Source organism: Paraburkholderia sp. IW21, assembly GCF_041321145.1.
Lineage (GTDB): Bacteria > Pseudomonadota > Gammaproteobacteria > Burkholderiales > Burkholderiaceae > Paraburkholderia.
The window spans coordinates 53416-73965 of record NZ_JBGGWA010000016.1; the positions used below are offsets into that span (position 1 = coordinate 53416).

At 61.3% G+C, this 20550-nt stretch carries 18 protein-coding genes and 1 pseudogene; 12 read left to right on the plus strand and 7 right to left on the minus strand.

Translation table 11 applies throughout. The features are described from left to right. Position 1: 1 nt before the first annotated feature. From ACAX43_RS29140 to ACAX43_RS29155, 4 genes are all read right to left on the minus strand, one after another. Positions 2–2374, minus strand: a complete 2373-nt coding sequence (locus tag ACAX43_RS29140; RefSeq protein ID WP_370711807.1) for an ATP-binding protein — start codon at positions 2372–2374, stop codon at positions 2–4. Between the two features lie 113 nt (positions 2375–2487). Further along, on the minus strand, positions 2488–3681 hold the full coding sequence (locus tag ACAX43_RS29145; protein WP_370711808.1) for a DNA cytosine methyltransferase: 1194 nt from the start codon (positions 3679–3681) through the stop codon (positions 2488–2490). After that, positions 3668–4081: a very short patch repair endonuclease gene (locus ACAX43_RS29150; protein WP_370711809.1), complete on the minus strand. Its 414-nt coding sequence runs from the start codon at positions 4079–4081 to the stop codon at positions 3668–3670. Before ACAX43_RS29150 ends, ACAX43_RS29145 begins: the two co-directional genes overlap by 14 nt. Before the next feature lie 9 nt (positions 4082–4090). Next, a complete protein-coding gene (locus ACAX43_RS29155) occupies positions 4091–4291 on the minus strand; it encodes a ribbon-helix-helix protein, CopG family (RefSeq protein ID WP_069263260.1) in 201 nt (66 codons plus the stop codon). A 939-nt stretch (positions 4292–5230) separates the two neighbouring features. Between ACAX43_RS29155 and ACAX43_RS29160 the strand changes: the two genes are divergently transcribed. From ACAX43_RS29160 to ACAX43_RS29195, 8 genes and pseudogenes are all read left to right on the plus strand, one after another. Beyond that, positions 5231–5713, plus strand: coding sequence for a hypothetical protein (locus ACAX43_RS29160; RefSeq protein ID WP_370711810.1), 483 nt, complete (start codon positions 5231–5233; stop codon positions 5711–5713). Positions 5714–5810: 97 nt separating this feature from the next. After that, entirely contained in the window at positions 5811–6776 is a 966-nt protein-coding gene (locus tag ACAX43_RS29165; RefSeq protein WP_370711811.1) for a DUF932 domain-containing protein, read from the plus strand. A 70-nt stretch (positions 6777–6846) separates the two neighbouring features. After that, a complete protein-coding gene (locus ACAX43_RS29170) occupies positions 6847–7842 on the plus strand; it encodes a YqaJ viral recombinase family protein (protein WP_370711812.1) in 996 nt (331 codons plus the stop codon). Positions 7843–7912: 70 nt separating this feature from the next. Continuing rightward, on the plus strand, positions 7913–8839 hold the full coding sequence (locus ACAX43_RS29175; RefSeq protein ID WP_370711813.1) for a phage capsid protein: 927 nt from the start codon (positions 7913–7915) through the stop codon (positions 8837–8839). Then, positions 8836–9760, plus strand: a pseudogene (locus ACAX43_RS29180) (hypothetical protein). The gene ACAX43_RS29175 and the pseudogene ACAX43_RS29180 overlap by 4 nt, the downstream one beginning before the upstream one ends. A 100-nt stretch (positions 9761–9860) precedes the next feature. Continuing rightward, positions 9861–10247, plus strand: a complete 387-nt coding sequence (locus ACAX43_RS29185) for a hypothetical protein (protein WP_370711814.1) — start codon at positions 9861–9863, stop codon at positions 10245–10247. Beyond that, positions 10244–10525, plus strand: coding sequence for a hypothetical protein (locus tag ACAX43_RS29190; RefSeq protein ID WP_370711815.1), 282 nt, complete (start codon positions 10244–10246; stop codon positions 10523–10525). The genes ACAX43_RS29185 and ACAX43_RS29190 overlap by 4 nt, the downstream gene beginning before the upstream one ends. Continuing rightward, positions 10525–11160, plus strand: a complete 636-nt coding sequence (locus tag ACAX43_RS29195) for a hypothetical protein (RefSeq protein ID WP_370711816.1) — start codon at positions 10525–10527, stop codon at positions 11158–11160. Before ACAX43_RS29190 ends, ACAX43_RS29195 begins: the two co-directional genes overlap by 1 nt. Here ACAX43_RS29195 and ACAX43_RS29200 read toward each other — a convergent pair. After that, positions 11138–11467 (minus strand): helix-turn-helix transcriptional regulator, encoded by a 330-nt coding sequence (locus ACAX43_RS29200; RefSeq protein ID WP_370711817.1) that lies wholly within the window; start codon positions 11465–11467, stop codon positions 11138–11140. The two genes, ACAX43_RS29195 and ACAX43_RS29200, sit on opposite strands and share 23 nt — an antisense overlap. A gap of 186 nt (positions 11468–11653) precedes the next feature. Between ACAX43_RS29200 and ACAX43_RS29205 the strand changes: the two genes are divergently transcribed. Together ACAX43_RS29205 and ACAX43_RS29210 are read left to right on the plus strand one after the other, a co-directional pair. Next, entirely contained in the window at positions 11654–13447 is a 1794-nt protein-coding gene (locus ACAX43_RS29205) for a hypothetical protein (RefSeq protein WP_370711818.1), read from the plus strand. Positions 13448–13541: 94 nt separating this feature from the next. Continuing rightward, a complete protein-coding gene (locus ACAX43_RS29210) occupies positions 13542–14684 on the plus strand; it encodes a toxin-antitoxin system YwqK family antitoxin (RefSeq protein ID WP_370711819.1) in 1143 nt (380 codons plus the stop codon). A 668-nt stretch (positions 14685–15352) separates the two neighbouring features. Here ACAX43_RS29210 and ACAX43_RS29215 read toward each other — a convergent pair. Further along, the gene (locus ACAX43_RS29215; protein WP_370711820.1) at positions 15353–17017 is read right to left on the minus strand and encodes a hypothetical protein; all 1665 of its coding nucleotides are present in this window, start codon (positions 17015–17017) and stop codon (positions 15353–15355) included. A gap of 757 nt (positions 17018–17774) precedes the next feature. Then, a complete protein-coding gene (locus tag ACAX43_RS29220) occupies positions 17775–17975 on the minus strand; it encodes a hypothetical protein (protein ID WP_370711821.1) in 201 nt (66 codons plus the stop codon). A 590-nt stretch (positions 17976–18565) separates the two neighbouring features. Between ACAX43_RS29220 and ACAX43_RS29225 the strand changes: the two genes are divergently transcribed. Continuing rightward, positions 18566–18883: a hypothetical protein gene (locus tag ACAX43_RS29225; RefSeq protein WP_370711822.1), complete on the plus strand. Its 318-nt coding sequence runs from the start codon at positions 18566–18568 to the stop codon at positions 18881–18883. Positions 18884–18929: 46 nt separating this feature from the next. Further along, entirely contained in the window at positions 18930–20525 is a 1596-nt protein-coding gene (locus ACAX43_RS29230; protein WP_370711823.1) for a DUF3987 domain-containing protein, read from the plus strand. Positions 20526–20550: the final 25 nt, after the last annotated feature.

Genomic DNA, 20550 nt, shown 5'->3' on the forward strand with positions numbered 1-20550 from the left:
CTCAATCCTCTGTGTCGGGACGGAGGAGCTTCAAGGACAGGCTTGCCCGGATCAGGGCGTCGCGCCCGGTCCGTTCCAGGTCCATCGGGGACTGGCTCGCGAGCCAGACGGCGTCCGCAAAGTAGCCGTCGTACCGCGCGCGCACGACACGGCGTGCTTCTTCGCTCACGTCGGGCGAACCATAGTCGAGCGTGACGTAGAGATCGTCCCAATACTTGCCATCGAGGAATAGCTCCGGATGCGCGGCGAAGAAATCCCTTATTGTTTGCGGATCGGCGTAGGTGAGAAACGCGCCGGAGGCGATCGCGTCGCGCGGCGCGGCCACGCCGCGCGCGACCATCCTGCGTCCGATGGCTTCCCGAGCGGGCGCGCTCAGCGCGTCGTGCAGCGCCGTCCCCTTGCCGTCCGCGAGCTTGCCTTGCAGCGATGCCGCGATCTGCGCCAGCGTGTTCGTCGCCTCGACGATGATTTCCCCGGCGTCGAGCCGCGAATCGGCGCAATACTCCCGGCGGAAATCGGCCAAGATCGAAGCGAAGGTCACGTCCGGGGCCGTTTGCCGCAGGAAGTCCATCGTGCGATGCGACAGCTCGATCAGCAACGCGTCGAGTGGTGTCATCGTGGTCGAGCGGTACAGGTCATGCGTCGTGTCGGTCAGGAACGCGTAGGTGCGCGTCGCGACATCAACGAGTGGCAAAGCCCAGGGATGGCCAGTTCCAAGATCAGGGTCGCGTCGATCGACCGCGAACCCCTGCACATCGTATTCAACCCGATAGGTCGGGTGAATGTATTTCCGCGTCAACTCGAAGAGGGGCTTGCGGTCGGGCACCGGTGGTGGCGCGGGCGGAGACGGTGAAATGGTCGTGCCCGGCACCGGAGGCGGGGTTGGCGCCGCGCCACCGCCGCCGGAATCGTCATCGAGGAAGCCCGGGGGAATGTCGCCGGGGGCGGGCGCGCCGCCCGGCGGGACGGGGGCCGGTGCCCCGAGCGCCGTGGCGTCCTGTTCCTCGACTAGCTGCCACCAGCGCTCGTCACCGAGGTAGTCCGGCTCGTTGTTCTCGAATAAGCCCGCCATTTCAAGCGCGCGCTCGTTGTTCTTCACGACGAGGATGCGCGACCACAGACCGTTTTTACCTTGCGGCGACGTGCGCCGGAACGCCTGGAACAGCCGGAACAACGGGCTATTGTTGGCGCCGTAACCCAGCGTCTTGGCCTTGAGTGGTTGCAGCGGACCATCGCCACGCACCAAGCGCACCATTTCGTCCCACGCCGGATCGTCTCGCTCGAACCGATCCTTCGTGTAGCTCACCCGGCAATGATCAAGATGGATCTCGCCGACGAACCGGCCTCGTTTGCGCTGATCGTCGGTGGGGTACTCAATCTCCGAGCTATCGCCTTCCCTCCACTCGAACAGGTCCTTGATGCCCAGCTCGATTTTGCGGCCGTTGCGAATGATGTCGAGGCCGAAATCGGTGTCGTGCAGATAGCGCTGAATGCCCACCCAACCGCGCACGCGTCGGTCGTCCGTGACCACGCGGCAGGAACTGCTACCCGTGGGACAGGCGGTCTCGCCATCCGGCAATGTCTGCATGCAGGTGGCACAGTAGCGGCGCGCGGGCAGTGCAACGTTGAAGCGCTCGACGGCGTGAACCGTGCCGTTGCTGGTTTCGACATGGCGCTCGGCGCTCCAGGTGCAATGCCTTCGCGCCTGAATCCGGGTGCCGTTGAGTTCAAGACGGAAAACGGCATCACCGCTCTCCGGCGACAGCAAGGCCGAGTAGGCTTTGGCGAGATGCTTGCGCATCGCCGTCGTGTTCTGGCCGCGCGCCAGCCATCCGCGCTGCTCCGGCTTCAGCTTGGAGATGACGATCTCGGTGCCATGCGCGGTGTGATCGGCCTTGGGGCGGGTCTGACGTGCCACGCGGAAGTTTCGCTGCGCCTTCAGCTCGTCAAGATCGATGCGCACGCCGATTTCGTGGGGGTCGCCAGCGCGCGATGTCCAAACCTCGGTCACCAGGCCGAGGCGGGCCGTCGCGATGTTGAAACCCATGCCAAACAGGCCCAGACTTCCAATCGGGCTGTTGCCGGACCAGCCCGCCCGCACCGCGTGTTCGAGCGTTTCGGACGACATGCCCGGCCCGTTGTCGCGGACGGAGACCCGAGCGGCAGCCGTGTCCGTCCGCGGCACGGTGATCACGACCTCGGGATTGGCGATGACGTTGCCCAGTCGCTGCGCGCTCATGAACCCGTCAATGCTGTTATCAACGAGTTCCGCGAGGCAGCGCCACTGAGCGAGATTGATCTCGCCGAGCATCTGCAATACCCGAGGGTCGGGGGTGAGGTCGAAGTCCGTCGTTGCGCCGGCGGTTGTTGTCATGTGCGGTTCCCTAGGCTTGGCGCGCCGGGCGTGGCGAGGTGCAACTGCTACCTACGCGTTCGCGCTTCGCGTGTTCCTTCTTGATGATGCGTTGGATCGCGGGCGGGCGTCTGTCAGGCCGCGCGCACGATGGTGCGCCGCGGCCGTCCCGCAGCGTTCAGGGTTTCGGCCACCGATCGCGCCATGACTTCTCCCAGGCGAATCGGCACGGCGTTGCCGAGCTGGCGCATGGTTTCGGTCCACGAACCGCGGAAGATGTAATCGTCCGGGAAGGTCTGCAGGCGCGCGGCTTCGCGCACCGTGAAATAGCGGATCGAGCCATCGGGTCGCAGCAGCATGTTTTCGCCGCCCGGCACCCCGTGGTCGCCGGCCTTCAAAGTCTTGGCCGGCTCATCCAACGGACTTCCCGTGTGCCCGGGATAGCTGCGCGCCCCGGGATTGAAGACGTGATTGGGAATGCCGTTCCCTGTGTTCTTCTCGGGGTCCGGCAGATCGGAAATCGCGTCGCGCACCGTGACCCAAGGCAGGCCCATGAACATGTCCCCGTCGCGCAGCCGCGCGATACGCCGCTCCAGCTTGGGCGACATGGTCGGCCGGTTGCGCCTCGCTACGCGGTGGCGCTCCCAATAGTCGCCCGTGATCCATTGGTCGCGCAGCAACGCGTCTTCGCAGTGCGTGGCCTCGGGGAATGACCACTCGACGCCGAGATCGGAACGGAAGCCGATCAGGAACACGCGCTCGCGCCGTTGTGGCACTCCATAGTTCGCGGCATTCAACAGTCGGTACACCACGTTGTATCGAGCGGCACCTTGATTGCTCGTGTGGTGGCGTTCCAGTCGCGCGTGATGCTTCTCCCAGGTCTCGCCTTTCTTGCGCATGAGTTCGGGATGCGAAAGCTGCAGGTGGACGTACTCGAAGTACGAAGCGAACGACTGGCGCAGCAGTCCCTTCACGTTCTCGAAAATGAAGGCCTTGGGCTTCAGCTCGCGCACCGCGCGAACCGCCTGCGGAAACATGTCGCGCTCGTCCATATGGCCGCGCGCCTTGCCACCCATCGAAAAGGGTTGGCAGGGTGGTCCACCGGACACCACCATCACCTCGCCGCCGATCGTGCCGTAGTCGAATGCGCGCGCGTCGCCCTCGAACACCGGCCAGCGCTCCACGTCATGCGCGTGGTTCTGTTGATTGAAGCGGAAGGTCTCGCAGGAATCGTGGTCCCACTCGACGACGGCGGCGTGATTGAAGCCAGCCCTTCCCATCCCCATCGCGAGTCCGCCTGCCCCGGCGAACAGTTCAACGCTGCGCATCAAGAAACCTCCTAATTCTATTGGCCAAATTGGCGGTGTCGCCGAGCTGGCATTCCCAAATCGTCAAGACGCTCCATCCGAGCCGACGCAGCGCGCGCACGTTGCGCGCGTCGCGTTCCGCGTTCGCGGTCAACTTCGGCAACCAAAAATCGCCGCGTGACTTCGGCAGCCTGGCGAGCGCGCAGCGCGCATGCCGGTGCCAGAAGCAGCCATGTATAAAGATCACCTTGCTGCGGCCGGGGAACACTAAGTCGGGCGTGCCGGGCAGGTCGCGCCGATGCAGCCGGTAGCGGTAGCCCATGCCATGCACGAGGCGGCGCACCAGCAGTTCGGGTTTGGTGTCTTTGGCGCGCACGAGCGCCATGCGCGCCGAGCGTTCTGCCGGGGTGAGGGTGTCCATTCATCCGCCTTAACCCTTCTCCGCCAACAGGGGCCACTGGTCGCTGACGTACTTTTCGGCGGCTTCGCGCACTACCCAGGCCACCGAGACCTTCTTTTCCTTGGCGATGCGCTCCAGCGTCGCATACAGCTCGGGCGGAAAACTGACCGACGCCCGGGGCATTTTCGGCTCGACTGTCGCCTTCGTCACATGCTTGGCCTTAGTCGCCATCTTGATCCCCAAGTTAAGTGCACCACTTTACACCACCGAGGTGCAGCTACCAACGGGATTCTGTTACGTGCGGGTTTGTCCCCAGTTCTGGGCGTTCCACGCCCAGCCCAGGAAAGCCTCCAGCGCCGCTGCTTGGCTCCCACCGTGGCACTGCCGGCGGAGTCGCTGCTCCGCTGCCCGGATGCCGGGCCTGAAGCTGTTGCGCAACACGAAGCTGCGTAGATAGCACCAAGGCGTGGCCGCGTTCCTCGGCGTAGGCGATCAGGCGTTGAGTTCCTTATCCAGTTGTCGCGGTTGACCGTCACCCCCCGGAAGCTGCTGTTGGCCAGATGAGAGGTTGCGAACGGCAGAAAGGGATGGATTGTGCCGCTTGCATCCGAGCCCGCGCCGAGGCGATCGCCCCGCCCGGGCGGCGGTAGCGGCCAACTTCGGCCTCTGCCAAAGCAATGCAAGGGACACTTGAATGTCGCGAATAGATTAGATACCGGATGGACGCCAGTAGAGCCGACGAACGCCGTTCGCCGGCAGCTGCTCGGCTTCTTAAGAATCTCTTTTTACGACTTTCAAGAATCCCCCATCGCAAAAATCTTTAGATTCAGCAAGCCCCTCGTAAAGTGCGACCCTCCAGTGATTCCCCGAAAGGGAATCACGGAGGTCATGTGCTTCTCGCCGCAATTCGCGAGAAACCTTTCTATAGTTACCCGTCCCGATCCAAACGAAAATCAAACCTATATCACCGACCTGAGCACGGCAGCCCTCTGCCACTCCGCCGCGATGCGACTGCGCACCGGCGAACCCGCCTCAGGAGTCCGGTGATGCTTCCTACCCCACCCCTCGATTATCTGGTCGCCTATGTGATCTGCTTCGCGCTCGGCGCGCTGTGGACAATGTGTGTCGGTTGCTACGCCCGTCACGTCCGGCGAAAGGGGACGGCCTGCCATGTCTGATCGCCGCCCACCTTACCTGCCATTCGACGAGGGCGACGAAGACGAAAGGCTGCGTGAACAGATGCGTCTGCACGAAACTGCGCAGGCATCGCCCCGTCCGTTCGGCCAGGAACTGCCCCGCTACCGCCCCGATACGGGCGAGGTGATCTACGCCTGTCCTGCGTGCGAATCGTTCCGAACCGAGCCGCGCCACATTGCACGACGCATCGGTGGTTCGATCGGCGCTACCGCTGGCGGCATCAGTGCGGTCGCCGCAGCCCTGTCAGGTGCAGAGATTGGCGCCGCAGCCGGCACGCTCGGCGGCCCATTCGGTGTACTGTGCGGCAGCATCGCAGGCGCGGTCATCGCGGGGCTGGCCGGTGCCGCCGCCGGCTGTGCGACCGGAGCGGCGCTCGGCGAAACCATCGATCAAAAGGTACTCGACAACTGGCGTTGTCGTGCCTGCGGACACACCTTCTCGATCCGGCCGGACTGATCCGGCTTCCCGTTTTTCTCCTTTCCCGATCTTTCCCTGTCATCCCCCCCTACCGCCCGGCCGCGTGCCGGGCTTTATGCACTCGTCTGGAGGTTTTATGCATCTCGTCAGCAACATGGCCTATGTCGGCGATACCCCGTGGCATGGTCTCGGCAATCAGCTTTCCCCGAAACAGCCTATCGAGGTCTGGGCCCGCCAGGCCGGCATGGACTGGACGATCGAATCAGCCGATGTCCGCTTTGTCGCCGGACAAACCGGTCCCGGCCTCGGCTCGATCCACGCCTTTCCCGAACAGCGCGTGCTGTACCGATCGGATACAAAGGCGCCGCTGTCCGTCGTGTCGTCGCGCTATCAGGTTGTGCAGCCGCGCGAAATCCTGGAGTTCTATCGTGATCTCACCGAAGTCGGCGGCTTCGAGCTGGAGACGGCCGGCGTGCTGAAGGACGGCAAGAAACTGTGGGCGCTCGCCCGTACCGGCCAGTCCGTCTCGCTCAAGGGACGCGACGAGGTGAACGGCTACCTGCTTCTCGCCACGGCCTGCGACGGCACGCTCGCGACCACCGCGCAATTCACATCGGTGCGCGTCGTATGCAACAACACGCTGCAGATTGCCCTCGGCGATTCGGCTGGCGCGGTGAAGGTCCCACACCGCTTGCAGTTCGACGCTCAAGCCGTCAAGCGCCAACTCGGCATCGCGATTTCGTCGTGGGACGGCTTCATGGTGCGCATGAAAGCTTTGGCAGATCGCAAGGTGAGCGACACGGTTGCCGAGGCGTTCTTCTGCCGCGTGCTGACGTATCCGGCCAGTTCCAGTTTCCCGACGCCGGCCATCAACAACAGTGCGATCAGGGCCGTACAAGCACTGTATGCCGGACAGGGAATGGGTGCGGACCTCACGTCTGCACGTGGCAGCCTCTGGGGCGCGCTTAACGCTATTACAGAATTTATCGACCATCACCGCCGCGCACGTAGCGACGATAACCGGCGCGACGCCGCCTGGTTCGGCGCCGGTAATGTAATCAAGCAGCGCGCGTGGGACGAGGCGATGAAGCTGGTTGCCTGAGTCCATGCCCATGACGTCATACGGCCCGGCCGGGATCTTCCCGCCGGGCCTTCCGTTTTCTGGAGGTTAAATGGCTTTGCCTGAATCGGCTGGGCGCGGTCGGTCTCGGCCCGCGCTACGCCTCGTCGACACGAAATCGCTCTCGCGCGAGGACTGGTTGTCGGTGAGGAAAAACGGGATCGGCGGCTCTGACGCGGCGGCTGCCGTAGGGCTGTCGCCGTACATGAGCCCACTCGAACTGTGGCTCATCAAGACCAGCCGAGACGCGAACCTGCCGAAGCCGGACGTGAACGATACGACCGAACCCGTGTACTGGGGCACGCTGCTCGAGCCGATCGTGGCCGCGTCCTACACGAAGCAGACCGGCAATCGTGTCCGGCGCATCAATGCCGTGCTCCAGCATCCGGCCGTACCGTTCATGCTCGCCAATATCGATCGTGAGGTCGTCGGCCAACGCGACGTGCAACTGCTCGAATGCAAGACGGCGGGCGAGTTCGGCGCGCGGCTGTGGCGTGATGGGGTGCCCGAGTACGTGCAGCTCCAGGTTCAGCACCAGCTTGCGGTCACGGGCGGACACGCGGCCGACGTGGCCGTGCTGCTCTGCGGCCAGAAGCTTGAAGTGCATCGGGTGGTGCGCGACGACGCACTGATCGCACGGCTGATCGAACTCGAAGCGGCATTCTGGCGCTACGTCGAAACCGATACGCCGCCGCCCGCCGATGGCTCGGACTCGGCGGATCGCGCGCTACGCTGCCTGAATCCGGGCGCGGGCGGCACAGTCGATTTCACGGGCGACAGGTCGCTCTCGTCCACGTTCGCCGATCTGGTTTCCGTGCGCGACAGGATCGAGGTCCAGCAGGCCATCGAGTCGAAGCTGAGACAGACCATCCAGCAGGCGATGGGCGAAGCCGACCGGGCCGAATTCGAGACGGGCTCGGTGTCGTTCAGACGCAGCCGGGACGGCTCCGGCATCGATCTACAACGGCTACTGACGGACCACCCCGAGCTTGCCGCGCAGTACGCCATTACGAAACCGGGTTCGCGCCGGTTTCTCGTGAACACCTGAATTCCTGACGGTCCTGCGTTTCCCTCCCCCGCTTCATTCCCCACTGATTACGTATATACAGGAGAAGTTCATGCTGAAAGGCCTTAGCATTACTCCGCCCGTCATCGGGCGGATTTCCATCGGTCGTGTCGTCGAAAAGGACGGCAAGCGCCTGCCTTGCAAAGACGACCAGTTCACACTCACAACCCAGATTCAGAACCGCGACGGCTGGCTACTGCATCCGCTCAATGAAACGCTGCGTAAGGCCACCACTGGCAAACTGCGGGCGATCCCCGTGCGGTTTCTCTTTGCCGATCCGGACCTGAACCTGCGTGCCGAATATTCGTGTTTCGACCGCGAGACGGGGCGCCCCGTCTGCGTCGGCAATGGAGAAACCTGCCGCCGCGCCGGTGACGCCGGTATCGAGGAGCTGCCGTGCCCGTCGCCGGACGGCTGCACGTTCGGTCAGGGCGGCGCCTGTAAGCCCTACGGACGGCTAAACGTGCTGATCGGCGACGAAGATGAGATGGGCTCGTTTATCTTCCGCACCACCTCGTACAACTCGATCCGCACGCTCGCCGCACGCCTGCATTACTTCGCTGCGGTATCAGGCAATCTGCTCGCCTGTCTGCCGCTGGAACTGAAGCTGCGCGGCAAGTCCACCACGCTGAGCTACCGTTCGGCGATCTATTACGTCGATCTCGGCGTACGCACCGGCAGTACGCTCGAAGCAGCAATCACCGAAGCGCGTGAGCTTGATGCGCGACGTCGCGCGGCCGGGTTCAATCAGGCTGCGCTCGATACCGCCGCGCGGGCCGGTTTCGGTAACGGCGCATTCGAGGACAGTATCGAGGATGAAGCCGCCGTCGCGGACAAGTTCTATCCGGCTCAATCCGGCGACGATCGTGGTCACGGTGACGGTAACACCCACGCCGACGCTAGCGGAACGCCCACGGCATCCAGCCTGCAGGACCGGCTGGATCAGCGCGCCGCACTGCTCGGCGGGAAGGCCGCATGATCCGTCGTCCGGCATTCGCTCTGGCGGTCGCGGCAACCGCCACCGCCGTCTGCATGTCGGTATTGGCCGGCTGGCAGCGCGGCGGATGGCTGTCGGAGCGGCTGGTGTGGGTTGCAGTGAGCGCTGTGCTGATCGGCGGCGCTCACCTGCTGCCCGCGCTATGCCGCGCTGCGCCGCTCGCGGTACGAGGCATCGGTACGCTGCTGTGGCTCGGCTGCATGACTGCTGCATCGTGGGGACACGCGACGTTCTTCCTGCTGTCAATCGCATGCGGGGGAGGTCCGGGCGTCGGCCGTGTCCATCGCCAGCGTGCCGGCTCATCGCGCACTGACGGCCGTCATGGCGGAGCGCGCTTCGGTTGCGGCCGATCTTGCTGTCGCCGATGCGCAGCACTGCATCCGTAGCTGCCCGACGCTACAGGTACGGCGAACCGCGCTGGCTGCCCGGCTCGATGCACTCGACGCCGAAGTGACCGACGTGCGCCGGTATCAGGCCATCGAAGACAGTAACGCGTCGCATCGTGACGCCGCCCGTGACGATCCGGTCACGGCGCGGCTGGCCACGCTACGCGGTGTCACGGATGCGCGGCTCGAACTGCTCACGAGTCTCGTGTTTGCGGCGGTTCTCGAAGGCATGGCCTGCCTGCTGTGGTGGATCGCGCTGCTGCCGCAGGGCAGGTCGCCCGTCACGGTTCATCGCGCCCCCGTAGCCGCAGTCACGACTGATGTATCCGACGTGACTACGGCTGACGCGCCGCCTGTCCCTGTCATGACTGAACCTGAAACCGAAGTCACAAGGCTGCGACGCGGCATCGAGGCCGGTCTCCTGCGTCCGACCGTCGCGAGCATCCGCCAGCACCTTGGCTGCTCGCAGGCGAAAGCCGCCGCGCTACGCAAGCTGGTCATCGTGCCGGCGGCATAAACCGGGCGCGTCCTGCGCCCGGTCCCCTTCCTTCACATTTCTGCGATCACGCATCCGGTTCCTCCAGAGGCCCGTGCTCGTCCTGATTCTGGAGCCATCCATGAGCAACACCATCCGTCTCAAACCGCTGTTTTATCCGGGCCGGTTGCTGGTCACGCCCGACGCACTGGAAAAACTACGCGCCAACCAGATCCCCGTCATCAGCGTCATGCTGCGGCACATTGCCGGCGACTGGGGCATCGTGTCCGACGACGACCATGCACAGAACAACCTGTCGGTCGCGGCCGGCCTGCGTCTACTGTCGATCTACCCACTGCCGGACGGCGCGCGCGTCATCGTGGTTACCGAGTGGGATCGCTCGAACACCACGATCGAGCTGATCGGGCAGCTGGTTTCCGGCAATGCGCCGCAGCGCCCGCCCGCGAGTGTTCATGCCTGTTACCCACGATGGCCGACGATCAACGATCCGCTCAGGAGGTGCGCATGAACCGCCGCCCGCGTTTCCGGATGGGCCAACCCATCATTACCCTGGCCGCCCGGTCCGTGCTGGAACAGGCCGGGATTTCGGCGACCGTCCTGCTGGGACGGCATCTGCGCGGCGACTGGGGTGAGCTGGATATTGCCGACATCGCCAGCAACGAGCTGGCCCTGCTGATCCACAGACGCCTGCTGTCGAGCTATGTGATACCGGGCGGCGGCAAAATCTGGATCATCACCGAGGCCAATCGCGCTGTTACGACGATCCTCCTGCCGGAGGACCATTGATGTCCACCCTGATCCAGAAGCTTCACCCAGCGTTGTATCCGGGACGGCTGCAGACGCTTGCCGGAGGCCGCCGACTGCTCTTCAGCCGGCAGGGCATGTGGGACAGCGGCAGCGCCCTGCATTGCGCGGCAATGGCGCTCGCCATGCTCGGCAGGCTGTCCGATCCAGTCGACGTGCGCGACTATACGAGCGGCCCCGTTGCATATTTCTGGGATCGGGCCTGGCCGCACTACCTGCATGGACTGACGCCTTCGGAACTGGCCAGCTTCGTCTGGGAGCTCAATGCCGGTGTACAGCCTGTCCAGGCCGAAAGTTACGCAGATGAAATCCTGCTCTTCTGCGCCCGGGAGCTGTCCGCAGGATGGCCGGTGATCGTCTGGATCGCCAACCGTCGAACCGGTGAACGGCATGCCGCACTGGCTGTCGGGCTTGTGGAACGGGACACCATCCCGAACGCGCTCCTGCTGCTCGATCCGGCCGGCGCTATGCCGGTACTGGCCGCGTGCAATGCGCGGCTGGAATCCGGAATCACATACCTCGTACATCACGGCCGAAGCGAGTGTGCGGGTCGACGTGGACGGCGCAGTGTCGATCCGCCGACTGGAAGACGGACTACCGAAGCCTACTGCGCCTGATCTCGGGCGGTGTCGCTGCATTGGCCCGGCGCTTGCCGGTCGGCGCGAGCGACACCCCATCCAGTGGCGCGAACAGTTCAGCGAGCGTCACGCCCAGCACGTGGCAAATGTTGGCCAGCGTTTCGACGGACGGATTGGCGATGCCCCGCTCGATCGCGGAGATATACGTCCGGTCCACATGGGCCTCGAAGGCGAGCGTCTCCTGCGACTTGTCGGCCTCGTGCCGGCATTGCTTGATGCGTTTGCCGAGGGCAACGGAGATCGGGGCCGGTGTGGCGGAGGAAGGTGAAGAACGACGGGTAGCCATGCCAGGCAGAATGCCCGGCTGTCGATTGATTCTCGACGTTGTAAACACGACATTTGATGTCGTGTTTACTCTTCATTTCTTCCGTGTTCTGCCGATATAGCAATTCGGGGGCGTGCGACCGAAGTTGGCCCACGCCCATCTTTGCAGAGTAAACACGACAATTAAATCTGAAAGGAACAAGAAGGAATGAAGAACAAACGTCCTGTCCGGGGAATCCGCTTTCCGGTCTATACCGTCTTCGGCTCGCTTGCCCTACTTTCTGCGTGTGGTGGGGGCGGTGGCGGCGCAAGCAGTGCAGGCAGCTCACCATCGGGGCCGGCAACCACGCCGACCACCCAGTTGTCGGGCAGGGCGCTTGACGGCCCGCTCGCCGGCGCGACCGTGTGCTTCGACAACGGCCAGGGCGCGTGCGACACGAGTCAACTGACGACCACGACCGATGCGAACGGCAATTACACACTCAAGGAATCGGGCAGCACGACCGGCAAGCAGCTCGACGTGCTCGTCACCCCGGACACGACCGATGGCGGCAACCGGTTCACGAACACGTTCACACTGTCGGCAGTCGTCTCCGGCAGCACGCAGAACATCACGCCGCTCACGACCATGGTCGTCTCGCAAATGAAGGCGGGGAAATCCCTGACCGATGCAACGGCGGCCGTGCAGAATCTCGTTGGCAGCAGTGTCGATCCGAACGTGGACTATGTCGCCAGCGGCGACGCCAGCACCACCGCAGTCGCCGCCAGCATGGTCAGTCACATGGAAGCGCTTGGCGGGCAGGGAGCGATCTCGTGGTCGCAGGTCCAGGCCACGATGAATGCTTACGCCACCAAAGGTTCGGTCAACGGCGTGCAGCAATCCGACGTCGACGCGCAGCTCACCAACCCGGCGTACAGCTCGCCGGTCGATGCGACGACAGCCCTCGCCAGTCCGCTCTTTACGGTCGATGGCGACCTTTCGCAGTTCCTTGTGGGCAGCAACTTTTCGGCGGCGCTCTCGCCGGTCCGCGAAAACTTCTCCCTGAACGGTTCCGCGCTTTCGATCACGCAGGAAGTGCAATCCGGCAGCAACTGGTCGGCGGCGACGCCGGCCGGCAGCTACGACGCGGGTCTTAGCAGCACATGGATCTCGCTGGATGCGGGTGCCGGTGCATACGAGATGAAGGCCGATGGCTCCTGGACTAGCTGGCTGACGCCTGCGCAGCTGCATACTTCGTACAACCTGTCCGCAGTTGGGTCGAAACTGGTTGGTACTGATCCGAACACCAACGATCAAGTGGCAGTTTCGTACCGCACGACGGATGTAAGCGGTCAGCCCCTGTCGAGCGCACTGCGGATCGACTATCGCAATCCCGTGCGCGGCACGATGACGGGCATGTTTCCATCGGGAACCACTGCATATCTCGCAACGACCGCCTATGCGAACGATCGCCTGATGCTCGTGAACCAGGGATTGGGGCAGCCCTGGATCAACGGCGCAGACGTGAGCTCGACGACCGTCGTCAACGGCTCGGCCCTTTACACCGTCGGCGATCCGAACCAGACCTATACATCGGTGCGACAGGCCGTGGGAACACAAACTGACATCGCGGGCGGCTGCCTGTTGCTGAGCATCCAGGCGGGCGGTGTCGCGCAAATCGTCGAGAGCGGGAAGTCGGGATGCAGCTACAGCGACCTCCCGATTGCGCTACCGGTGACGGGAAGCTGGTCCGTATATCCGCGCAATGCCAACGTGATCACGATCTCCCTGCCGAAGTCCATCGGCGCGCCGACCGTAGCGATCGATGACGACCTCAAGGATGCGATCAACATCGGCGGCTCGCTCATAGTGGGCCTGATGAACGGCAAGCTCATGGGCGGGTTCATGCTGCCGACCAGTCAGCCATTGACGGTCGCGCAGCTTCGCGCTGCCGTGACCGACACGATCGCGACATCGATGCGAACCGCGGCTGCGAGTCGGGGAATCCAGCAAAACCCATAACGTTTTCGGCCTCACCTGACAGGGCCGACGAGTCATCCGTGTTCGACGGCCGTGTTTCGTTGGCCCTTCGCAGCGATCACGCTGAAATCGGCTCATGGTGATCGCTGCGCCACCCTCGACAACCCCGATCCCTTCCCTCATTACTCACTTCATTAACGATATGAAATTCTCAATTCACCCCAGGTCGATGCTTCTTGTCACGACGTTCGCCACAGCGCTCGCGTTGGCCGGTTGCGGAGACAAAACTCTTGATTTCCGCAACGCTGAAATCAACAACGGCAAGGTGTACGCGGGTGACTCGAATACGCCGTTCACCGGCACGCTCACGAACGTTTCTGCTGGTCAGATTCTGGGCTCGCAAAGCGGTTTCGCCAAACTGGTCAATGTGGTGAATTACGATCTTCCGTCGGCGACGGTCGGTGCGATGGGCCTCAGCTCGATCTGCGACGTTCACGTAGAGGGCGGCTGGCTCGACGGCAAAGCCATTTGCAAGGCACCTCAGTCGGACACCGTCCGTATCGAGGCCTCGTTCAAGGATGGGACGCTCGACGGCGACCTTATCGTTTACGACGATTCTGACAAGGAACCTTTTGTCACCGTGACGTTCAAAAACGGCCTGCCTGACGGCAAACAAATGCTCTACAGCACCAAGACGCACAAGCTCGTGTACGTCAACAACTGGGAAAGCGGCATCCTGAATGGCGAAGAAATGGGCTACTACGCGGACACCGGAAATCTCGAGGTGCAGGTCAACCGTGCCAACGGCCAATATGACGGAGATCTAAAGGTGTATGCGCCGGACGGTAAGCAAGTCATTCATCGCGTGACGTATGTCACCGGAAAGAAGCAAGGCCCGGACGACCAGTACGATGCTGCGACCGGCAAACAGATCGGGCACGCTGACTGGGAAAACGACCAGATGAATGGCGTCGTCAAGGTGTGGGATGTTAAAGGCAACGTGACCAAGGAAGTGACCTACGACCGAGGCGTTCGTCAGCCGACTGCGGACGAAATTGCAGCGCAGGCTACCGCGGACAAGCAAGCCCAGACGGACATGGAGGCGAATTACGCGAAGCAAAAGCGGGACGAGGCGGTAGCAAACTGCATCGCGGAATTGATCGATAAAAATAATCCAAATGCCCCGAGGGATGGGCGCGTCATTCAGGTTCGCGATGAAGAAAAACAAGCTTACCGGCAGCAGTGCGAGCAGGCTGTGCCGCAGGCTTCCACGCCGTAATCCGTAATCGGCGCAACTGCTGACAAAATCTCCCAAGCTGGACCGGGCGGCCATCCTCGTGCTTAAGGAGACCGCCATCCGATCGCCCCCGTACCGCTTTTTCCGTTTTTCTGAAGTTCCACCGGTTATCGGGGCCGACCAGGATCGTCGCACTCGCAATCACACAAACGATAACCGGACTGGCAGCATTGCCCCGCTCACACAATGTCAACGGACGTTGCTATAGGCCAATCCGGGGGCGGCGTAAAGAAGTCGCACTGGGGTCAGGGCTTCCGCCTGAAGGCCCCGGTGAGTCTGAACGCAAGTGCTTCGGCACGGACCGATGCGACACATGCAGTTCCCGAACTGGCTTGCTAACAGCTACCGCCTCATCCGCGACAGCCTAGCCGACTAACTGAAACACGCCTCTTCGCCATCGCTGGAGCCGGCGAGTCTTGGACCTGCTGGCTCCGCACTCCCCCGGCTACTTCTTTGCGGTAACGCCGTCGGCAAACAACCACTTCGGCCTGACGCGGCCGTCCGTAGCCGGACCCTAAGCCGACATGGCGATTTCCCGGAAGCTGCCTTTCAACGTTTGAGCTCCGTGGCGCGACAGGGCCGTCCCGCGTGCAGAATTAGACAGCACAGGGCCGCGCATCTGTTGTGCAATTTTCAGGAACGTTCCGATTCTAGTGCTCATCGTCTGTACGGTTCCAAAAATCGTGGAGGTGGAGCGTCGCGCCGGTCACTGGTATCGAAGCCGACATCGGATGGATGTCGGGCACTTGCCCGTACTCTTGGAGAAGTCGCGCATGCAGGTCTCGCAAGGACCGCGCAGAAGGGCCAACTTCCATGCGAGCGCGAACGAACTGGGGCCATACCGCCATGGCCAAAGAAGGTGCGTCGGTCCTGACACCATAGCCTCGCGTGCGGACAGACGACCTTGAAATGGCGAAGAGCATGACGCTTCTAACCGCCTCTCGACGTTTCTGTTTGAGCCGCAGCGACTTATCGAGTGCCGAAACGCCGTTTTCCTCAATCCACGACATGATCTTACTGGACCAGTCAGTCAGCTCGGCGGAGAGGTTCGCAGCCTTGCTTCGGAGTTGGCGAACGTCGTTGGTGGAGTAATCTTGCCACTTCAACTGGAAGATTCCGACATCGCCGGTGCGGCGGTCGTAGATGGCCGCGTCGATATCCGTCAGAACTGCGCTTCCGCGGCGCAACTTGAGGTTGCCTGGGAAGCAAATGTATCGCGAACCACGGAACATCGCGTAGAGATGCTCCCGCATCCAGTTCTCGCGGTCTGCTGCGACGGCATGTTCAGTGCGAGGGTCTAGCCATTGATGCTGGGTCCTGGCCGCTGTGAAGGGGTTTCGCGTCAAGCACGACACGGGCCGCAAGATGAAGCCGTTGCCCAAGTCGAAGAGGAAGGGAATCAATGGTGTCGAGTGATCGGCTAGCTTCTTTGCCTGCTCTGATGTCATGGCAAGTGCATTGAAGACGCTATGGACGACAGACCCGGGGCGTCCGCTCATCATGGCGATAGACTCTTCAAGCGCGGCTCGTGGTCCCCAGATGGTCAAGCTTTGGCCGACGGAGACATGGTCGTAAAGCTTCTTCGCAACCGACACGCAGGCGAAGTGCTTGGAGTGAAGGCTAATTAACGAGGCGCCCACGCCTGTGATATCGGCGCCTGTGATCGAGCCCAGCATGGCCTCAGGGTGTATGCCCGAGGCCTCGCGCCAATGTGTCGCTAGCGACAGGGCTTCAGCCATGTAGTGCTCATCGACCTCGATGCGCGCGTCATAGGCCACCATCACGCCTCGTCCAGTGTCCCAAGGCCTCACCATTGGCTTGATGAGCTCCTGGATATCGGGCCTGAGCCAACGCTTCGCTGGCGCGTCGGCCGTAGCCGTGTAGTTGCCCGGCATGTCGGGGATGCGCAAGGCATTGCGCATCGAAACCGTCGTCCAACCCGCGTTTGACGATGGCAGCGCTTGTGCGGCTATGAGGCGGTCCGACTCCGCAGCGTCGGCGAACTGCGCACGCGCATCCTCGCTCATGTAGATTTGAAACTGGTCACCATCCCTCGTGATCTGCACGATGCCTCGCTCACTCATGTCAGCCAAGCGGCGCAGCAGCGAAACCTTGCCGAACTCTTGCATGAGCCCAGTAGCGAAGACACGCGATTCGTATGTGCTTTCCATCAGGGGGACGCCGCCTGGCTGGTCCAGGGGCTCGAAAAGCTCGGCGACAGCCCTGTTCCATCCCCAATACATCAGGTCGATCGACTGCGCGACCTTCTCGCTGTCACCGACCAAGGCCGGCGCATGCGTTCCCCAGTAGTCCATCGCTCGGACCACTTCTATGAAAAGGACAAACCGACCCATACGGTCGCTCGGCAATGGCTTGAGGACAGCTCCGAGATGGACCTCCGCCAAATCCCTAAGGGCTTGGGCACTAGAATCGGCCACGGTTCAAATTCGCAACGAAACGCCAATCTCGCCGAGCGGCCTGCCGCCTCGACACCACAAACTCAGGCCGACTTGCGCATCGGCGGTGGTCTCGGTGTAGAGCGTCAACCATTCTCATACGCAAGCCTCCTTCGTTGAACGTGCGCTTTGACGGATAGTGTTTATCTCTCGCTCCGGCGAAGCCTGTTCAATGCACGACCGCTCCAGTGGCAGATAAATGCCGTTGGACTGAACAGCCGTCGCCGAAGATGGGTATGGGGATTGTAAGCGGGAACGATAATCCTTTGGCAACGACATATCGGGTAGGGGCGGCACGCACTGCTGACCAAACGCGGCACACTCACGATGGCATGCATTGCAGGTGCCGCCTGATGCTGTCGCCAATCTTTACCCGCCATGTAGCGGGCTCTATGAGCGTCTGCTGTGGAGCGTTCTGCGGCATTCCGAATGGCAGCTAATGGCCGGTCTGCCGCCTGACGTCGCGACCAACGTGCACGTGCATGCCGTGTCACAGCGGCACAGTTCATTGTGCTCGCAGCCTTCCCGCTCCGCTTTCACGAGGCGCTCGAAGCTGCGAAGCGGCGGCAATCGGGCTAGATCGCCATCCTCGATGGTCCTCCGGCCACTGCTACGATCATCCGTCGAAATTCCCCTCTACCTCGCCATTCAATACGGCGTCGCCTACGAGCACAGTTTGCAGGACGCACCAGGCGACTTCGTTGTTCACGTGCCGTCGCAGCTCGTTGCCGACGTTCGGACCAACATCCCGGCGGCACTGCTGCCCGAATACATCACGAACATCATCTCGGAATCGCCCGCCGCAGATCTTGAACATGCGAAACCTTCCCATTCTCTAACAATCGAAATCCGTTCGACTGCAACGACCGTCGAACACATCTGGGGGCTTCCCTTGTCATCTTCCGCCATATAGGCGCCACCTCTCTCGTGATGCCCCGTCTCTGTGACCTCACGACGCCCGGCAGCCCGATTCCGCACATCGATTTCTTTACTTTTAGTAGACGCCTAGTTTCTGCGGCATCCCATCCCTACGATCTCGATATCGACCAATGCAGTGCAGGTCGGTACAGGCATGACAGGTTAGCGCGGGTGCGCTACTTCATCGATCTTTCACAACGAGCCGCAGCGCTGCTACCACGCGATAGCGTGAGTCTGCTGTCGGCCATCGAAATAGGTGTCTTATGACGTTAAACGAAATACCACCGGTCCTCTCGGTGAGGGAGTTCTGCACGATTATCAACAAGTCGAAATCCTGGGCGTACGCTGAATGGAAAAAACCGGATAGCGACCTCCCCAAGCCGTTCAAAATCGGTAGTGGAACTCGAATTCTTGGCGAAGCGGCGGTCAGCTATCTGAAGAGGAAATCTTCAGTTTGAAGGCAAAGCATGATTACCAATTGATAGTTAAATGGAAGCAAGCAAAAATGGAGGAAATTTGAACACCCAAACCGAATGTGGGGATACATCTGTCGAAGATCTACAAACTGAAATCGAGCAAGCGGAAATCAGCTGCACCTTGTTCGGATGTCAGTTCGAAACAATGCGTCGCGCTGTCTCAGCCAAGGTTCGAAAAAAAGCAGATCTGTACGTCTGGCTGAAGGCGAACGGGTTCACGCAGGGTGAAAAGGAATTTCTCGCCCTGTGGGCCAAGAAAATGCTTGAAGTAAAAACGGCGACGCGAAGTTCGAGCGTCGCACTGCCGTCGGCTGACGCAATGCCAAATTGATCATCAAGGGCGCTTCGGCGCCCTCTTTTTTCACAATGGTTTACCTATGGATACCAATTCACTATCACTGCGCTGGGAGTCAAGACACAGCCGATCACCGCACGTACAGCCAGAACAAGCTGACGATGCAAGAACCTTTGGGCTCCCGGTCAGACTGGCCAAATTCAATAGAGACGACATCAGCACGATCCTGCCGAAGAACGCACGAGCACTGCACGATGAGATTCATGCGGTATCGAATGCCGTTCCAGAACTCATCATCACCGTAATGATTTCCACCACTTCGGTCGCAACGCAGTGCCTTTTCGATGTCGAATATTTCGATGTAATCCACTGCCCAACGTCAATTTCTGCAATTTATGTTTCAGGTTCCGGAAGCAGAAAATCACGGGTCAACGATGAGCTGACGCAGGCCCATAGCGATTTTCAGATTCTCGAAAGCGAAGGCTCATCCGATCTGCACGAAGCCGCAGCAGACACAATAATCCTGAGGGCGAAGATAAAGGATGCCATCAAGGAAATCCAGGAAACCATCTACGATCCAGAGAAGCTACTCGAAGCCAGAAGTCGATTCATCGATTTGTCAAAACCCGAACGAAGTACTGCGAAGAACGCAGCAAACATCATGCACCGCGATGTGAGCTACGCCGCTCTTGCGCGCAGCATCGAAAGTCAATCGGCTTGCACTTCCTGGATCAATCCGGACGCGACGACAATTCTTCCTCAGCTTGGCAGAATGATGCCTCAGTTCTGCCTGCTTTGGGATGGCGCAGCAATTCAGCGCGAACGGATGACATCCGAGTCTGTGTTCCAGTCAGAGCCGCGAATGGCGGTATCGTGGGGGATGCAAACAAAGCGCTTCAAAGCCTATGTGAAGGAGCATGGCGCTGATTTTATCGATGTTGGCATGGGCGCACGAACACTCATCGCGATGTGCAGGCCCATCCCACCACAGAAAATTCTTCGTCGCGTCAAGGTTGTCCGTGAGGCACGGGATCGTCACAATGCGAATATTTCACGAATTTTCGAGCGCTACGCAAAAATGCTGCGTTCCGGGAAGATCAAGCGAACGGCATTAACCCTCGCCGATAGCGCGGAAGAGCAGTTTCGCACGACCTTGGCGTGGATCGAGGAGAACAGGGCCGAAGGCGGTTATCTCGGCAATATCCCTGAATTCGCGAACCGCATGCCGGAGAACATCCTGCGCATTGCGTCTAATCTGCACGTCATCGAGCAACGCGAAGGAAACGTGATCCAGCGGGACATCTTGCTCAGTGCAATTCGTTTAATCTTTTTTTTCACTGAACAGCATATCGCGTTGTTTGGTGACATCAATACGCCTCTCGAAGAGAAGTATGCACGCGCCGTACTCGAATATTTGCGGCGAGAGTTCAAAAAGTACGAGGTACGCGGAACACCCTGGACGGGCTGGATCGTCACAGTTCGCCAGATTCAACAGTACGTCGGGAACGCAGAAATCCGCTCGAAGCGCGACTATGTCGTCGATGCGCTTTATGTCCTCGCCCACGAGGGTATTGTGCGCCTGAACTTTGCCTCGGGCGAAAAGGTTGTTTCGGTTCAGTTGCTGGACAGCTACTTCGGCACGCACCGCAAGGATATGCTGAAACCGGATCACCACTGATGCTACAACGCTACAGGTAGCATGT

Bases quoted from the DNA above. Each gene is read 5' to 3' on its own strand.
- ACAX43_RS29145 (WP_370711808.1), bottom strand. From the start codon at position 3,681: ATGCGCAGCGTTGAACTGTTCGCCGGGGCAGGCGGACTCGCGATGGGG.
- ACAX43_RS29140 (WP_370711807.1), bottom strand. From the start codon at position 2,374: ATGACAACAACCGCCGGCGCAACGACGGACTTCGACCTCACCCCCGAC.
- ACAX43_RS29225 (WP_370711822.1), top strand. From the start codon at position 18,566: ATGGAAGCAAGCAAAAATGGAGGAAATTTGAACACCCAAACCGAATGT.
- ACAX43_RS29185 (WP_370711814.1), top strand. From the start codon at position 9,861: ATGAGCAACACCATCCGTCTCAAACCGCTGTTTTATCCGGGCCGGTTG.
- ACAX43_RS29170 (WP_370711812.1), top strand. From the start codon at position 6,847: ATGGCTTTGCCTGAATCGGCTGGGCGCGGTCGGTCTCGGCCCGCGCTA.
- ACAX43_RS29205 (WP_370711818.1), top strand. From the start codon at position 11,654: ATGAAGAACAAACGTCCTGTCCGGGGAATCCGCTTTCCGGTCTATACC.
- ACAX43_RS29155 (WP_069263260.1), bottom strand. From the start codon at position 4,291: ATGGCGACTAAGGCCAAGCATGTGACGAAGGCGACAGTCGAGCCGAAA.
- ACAX43_RS29220 (WP_370711821.1), bottom strand. From the start codon at position 17,975: ATGTTCAAGATCTGCGGCGGGCGATTCCGAGATGATGTTCGTGATGTA.
- ACAX43_RS29195 (WP_370711816.1), top strand. From the start codon at position 10,525: ATGTCCACCCTGATCCAGAAGCTTCACCCAGCGTTGTATCCGGGACGG.
- ACAX43_RS29230 (WP_370711823.1), top strand. From the start codon at position 18,930: ATGGATACCAATTCACTATCACTGCGCTGGGAGTCAAGACACAGCCGA.
- ACAX43_RS29160 (WP_370711810.1), top strand. From the start codon at position 5,231: ATGTCTGATCGCCGCCCACCTTACCTGCCATTCGACGAGGGCGACGAA.
- ACAX43_RS29150 (WP_370711809.1), bottom strand. From the start codon at position 4,081: ATGGACACCCTCACCCCGGCAGAACGCTCGGCGCGCATGGCGCTCGTG.
- ACAX43_RS29175 (WP_370711813.1), top strand. From the start codon at position 7,913: ATGCTGAAAGGCCTTAGCATTACTCCGCCCGTCATCGGGCGGATTTCC.
- ACAX43_RS29190 (WP_370711815.1), top strand. From the start codon at position 10,244: ATGAACCGCCGCCCGCGTTTCCGGATGGGCCAACCCATCATTACCCTG.
- ACAX43_RS29210 (WP_370711819.1), top strand. From the start codon at position 13,542: ATGGTGATCGCTGCGCCACCCTCGACAACCCCGATCCCTTCCCTCATT.
- ACAX43_RS29215 (WP_370711820.1), bottom strand. From the start codon at position 17,017: ATGGACTACTGGGGAACGCATGCGCCGGCCTTGGTCGGTGACAGCGAG.
- ACAX43_RS29165 (WP_370711811.1), top strand. From the start codon at position 5,811: ATGCATCTCGTCAGCAACATGGCCTATGTCGGCGATACCCCGTGGCAT.
- ACAX43_RS29200 (WP_370711817.1), bottom strand. From the start codon at position 11,467: ATGGCTACCCGTCGTTCTTCACCTTCCTCCGCCACACCGGCCCCGATC.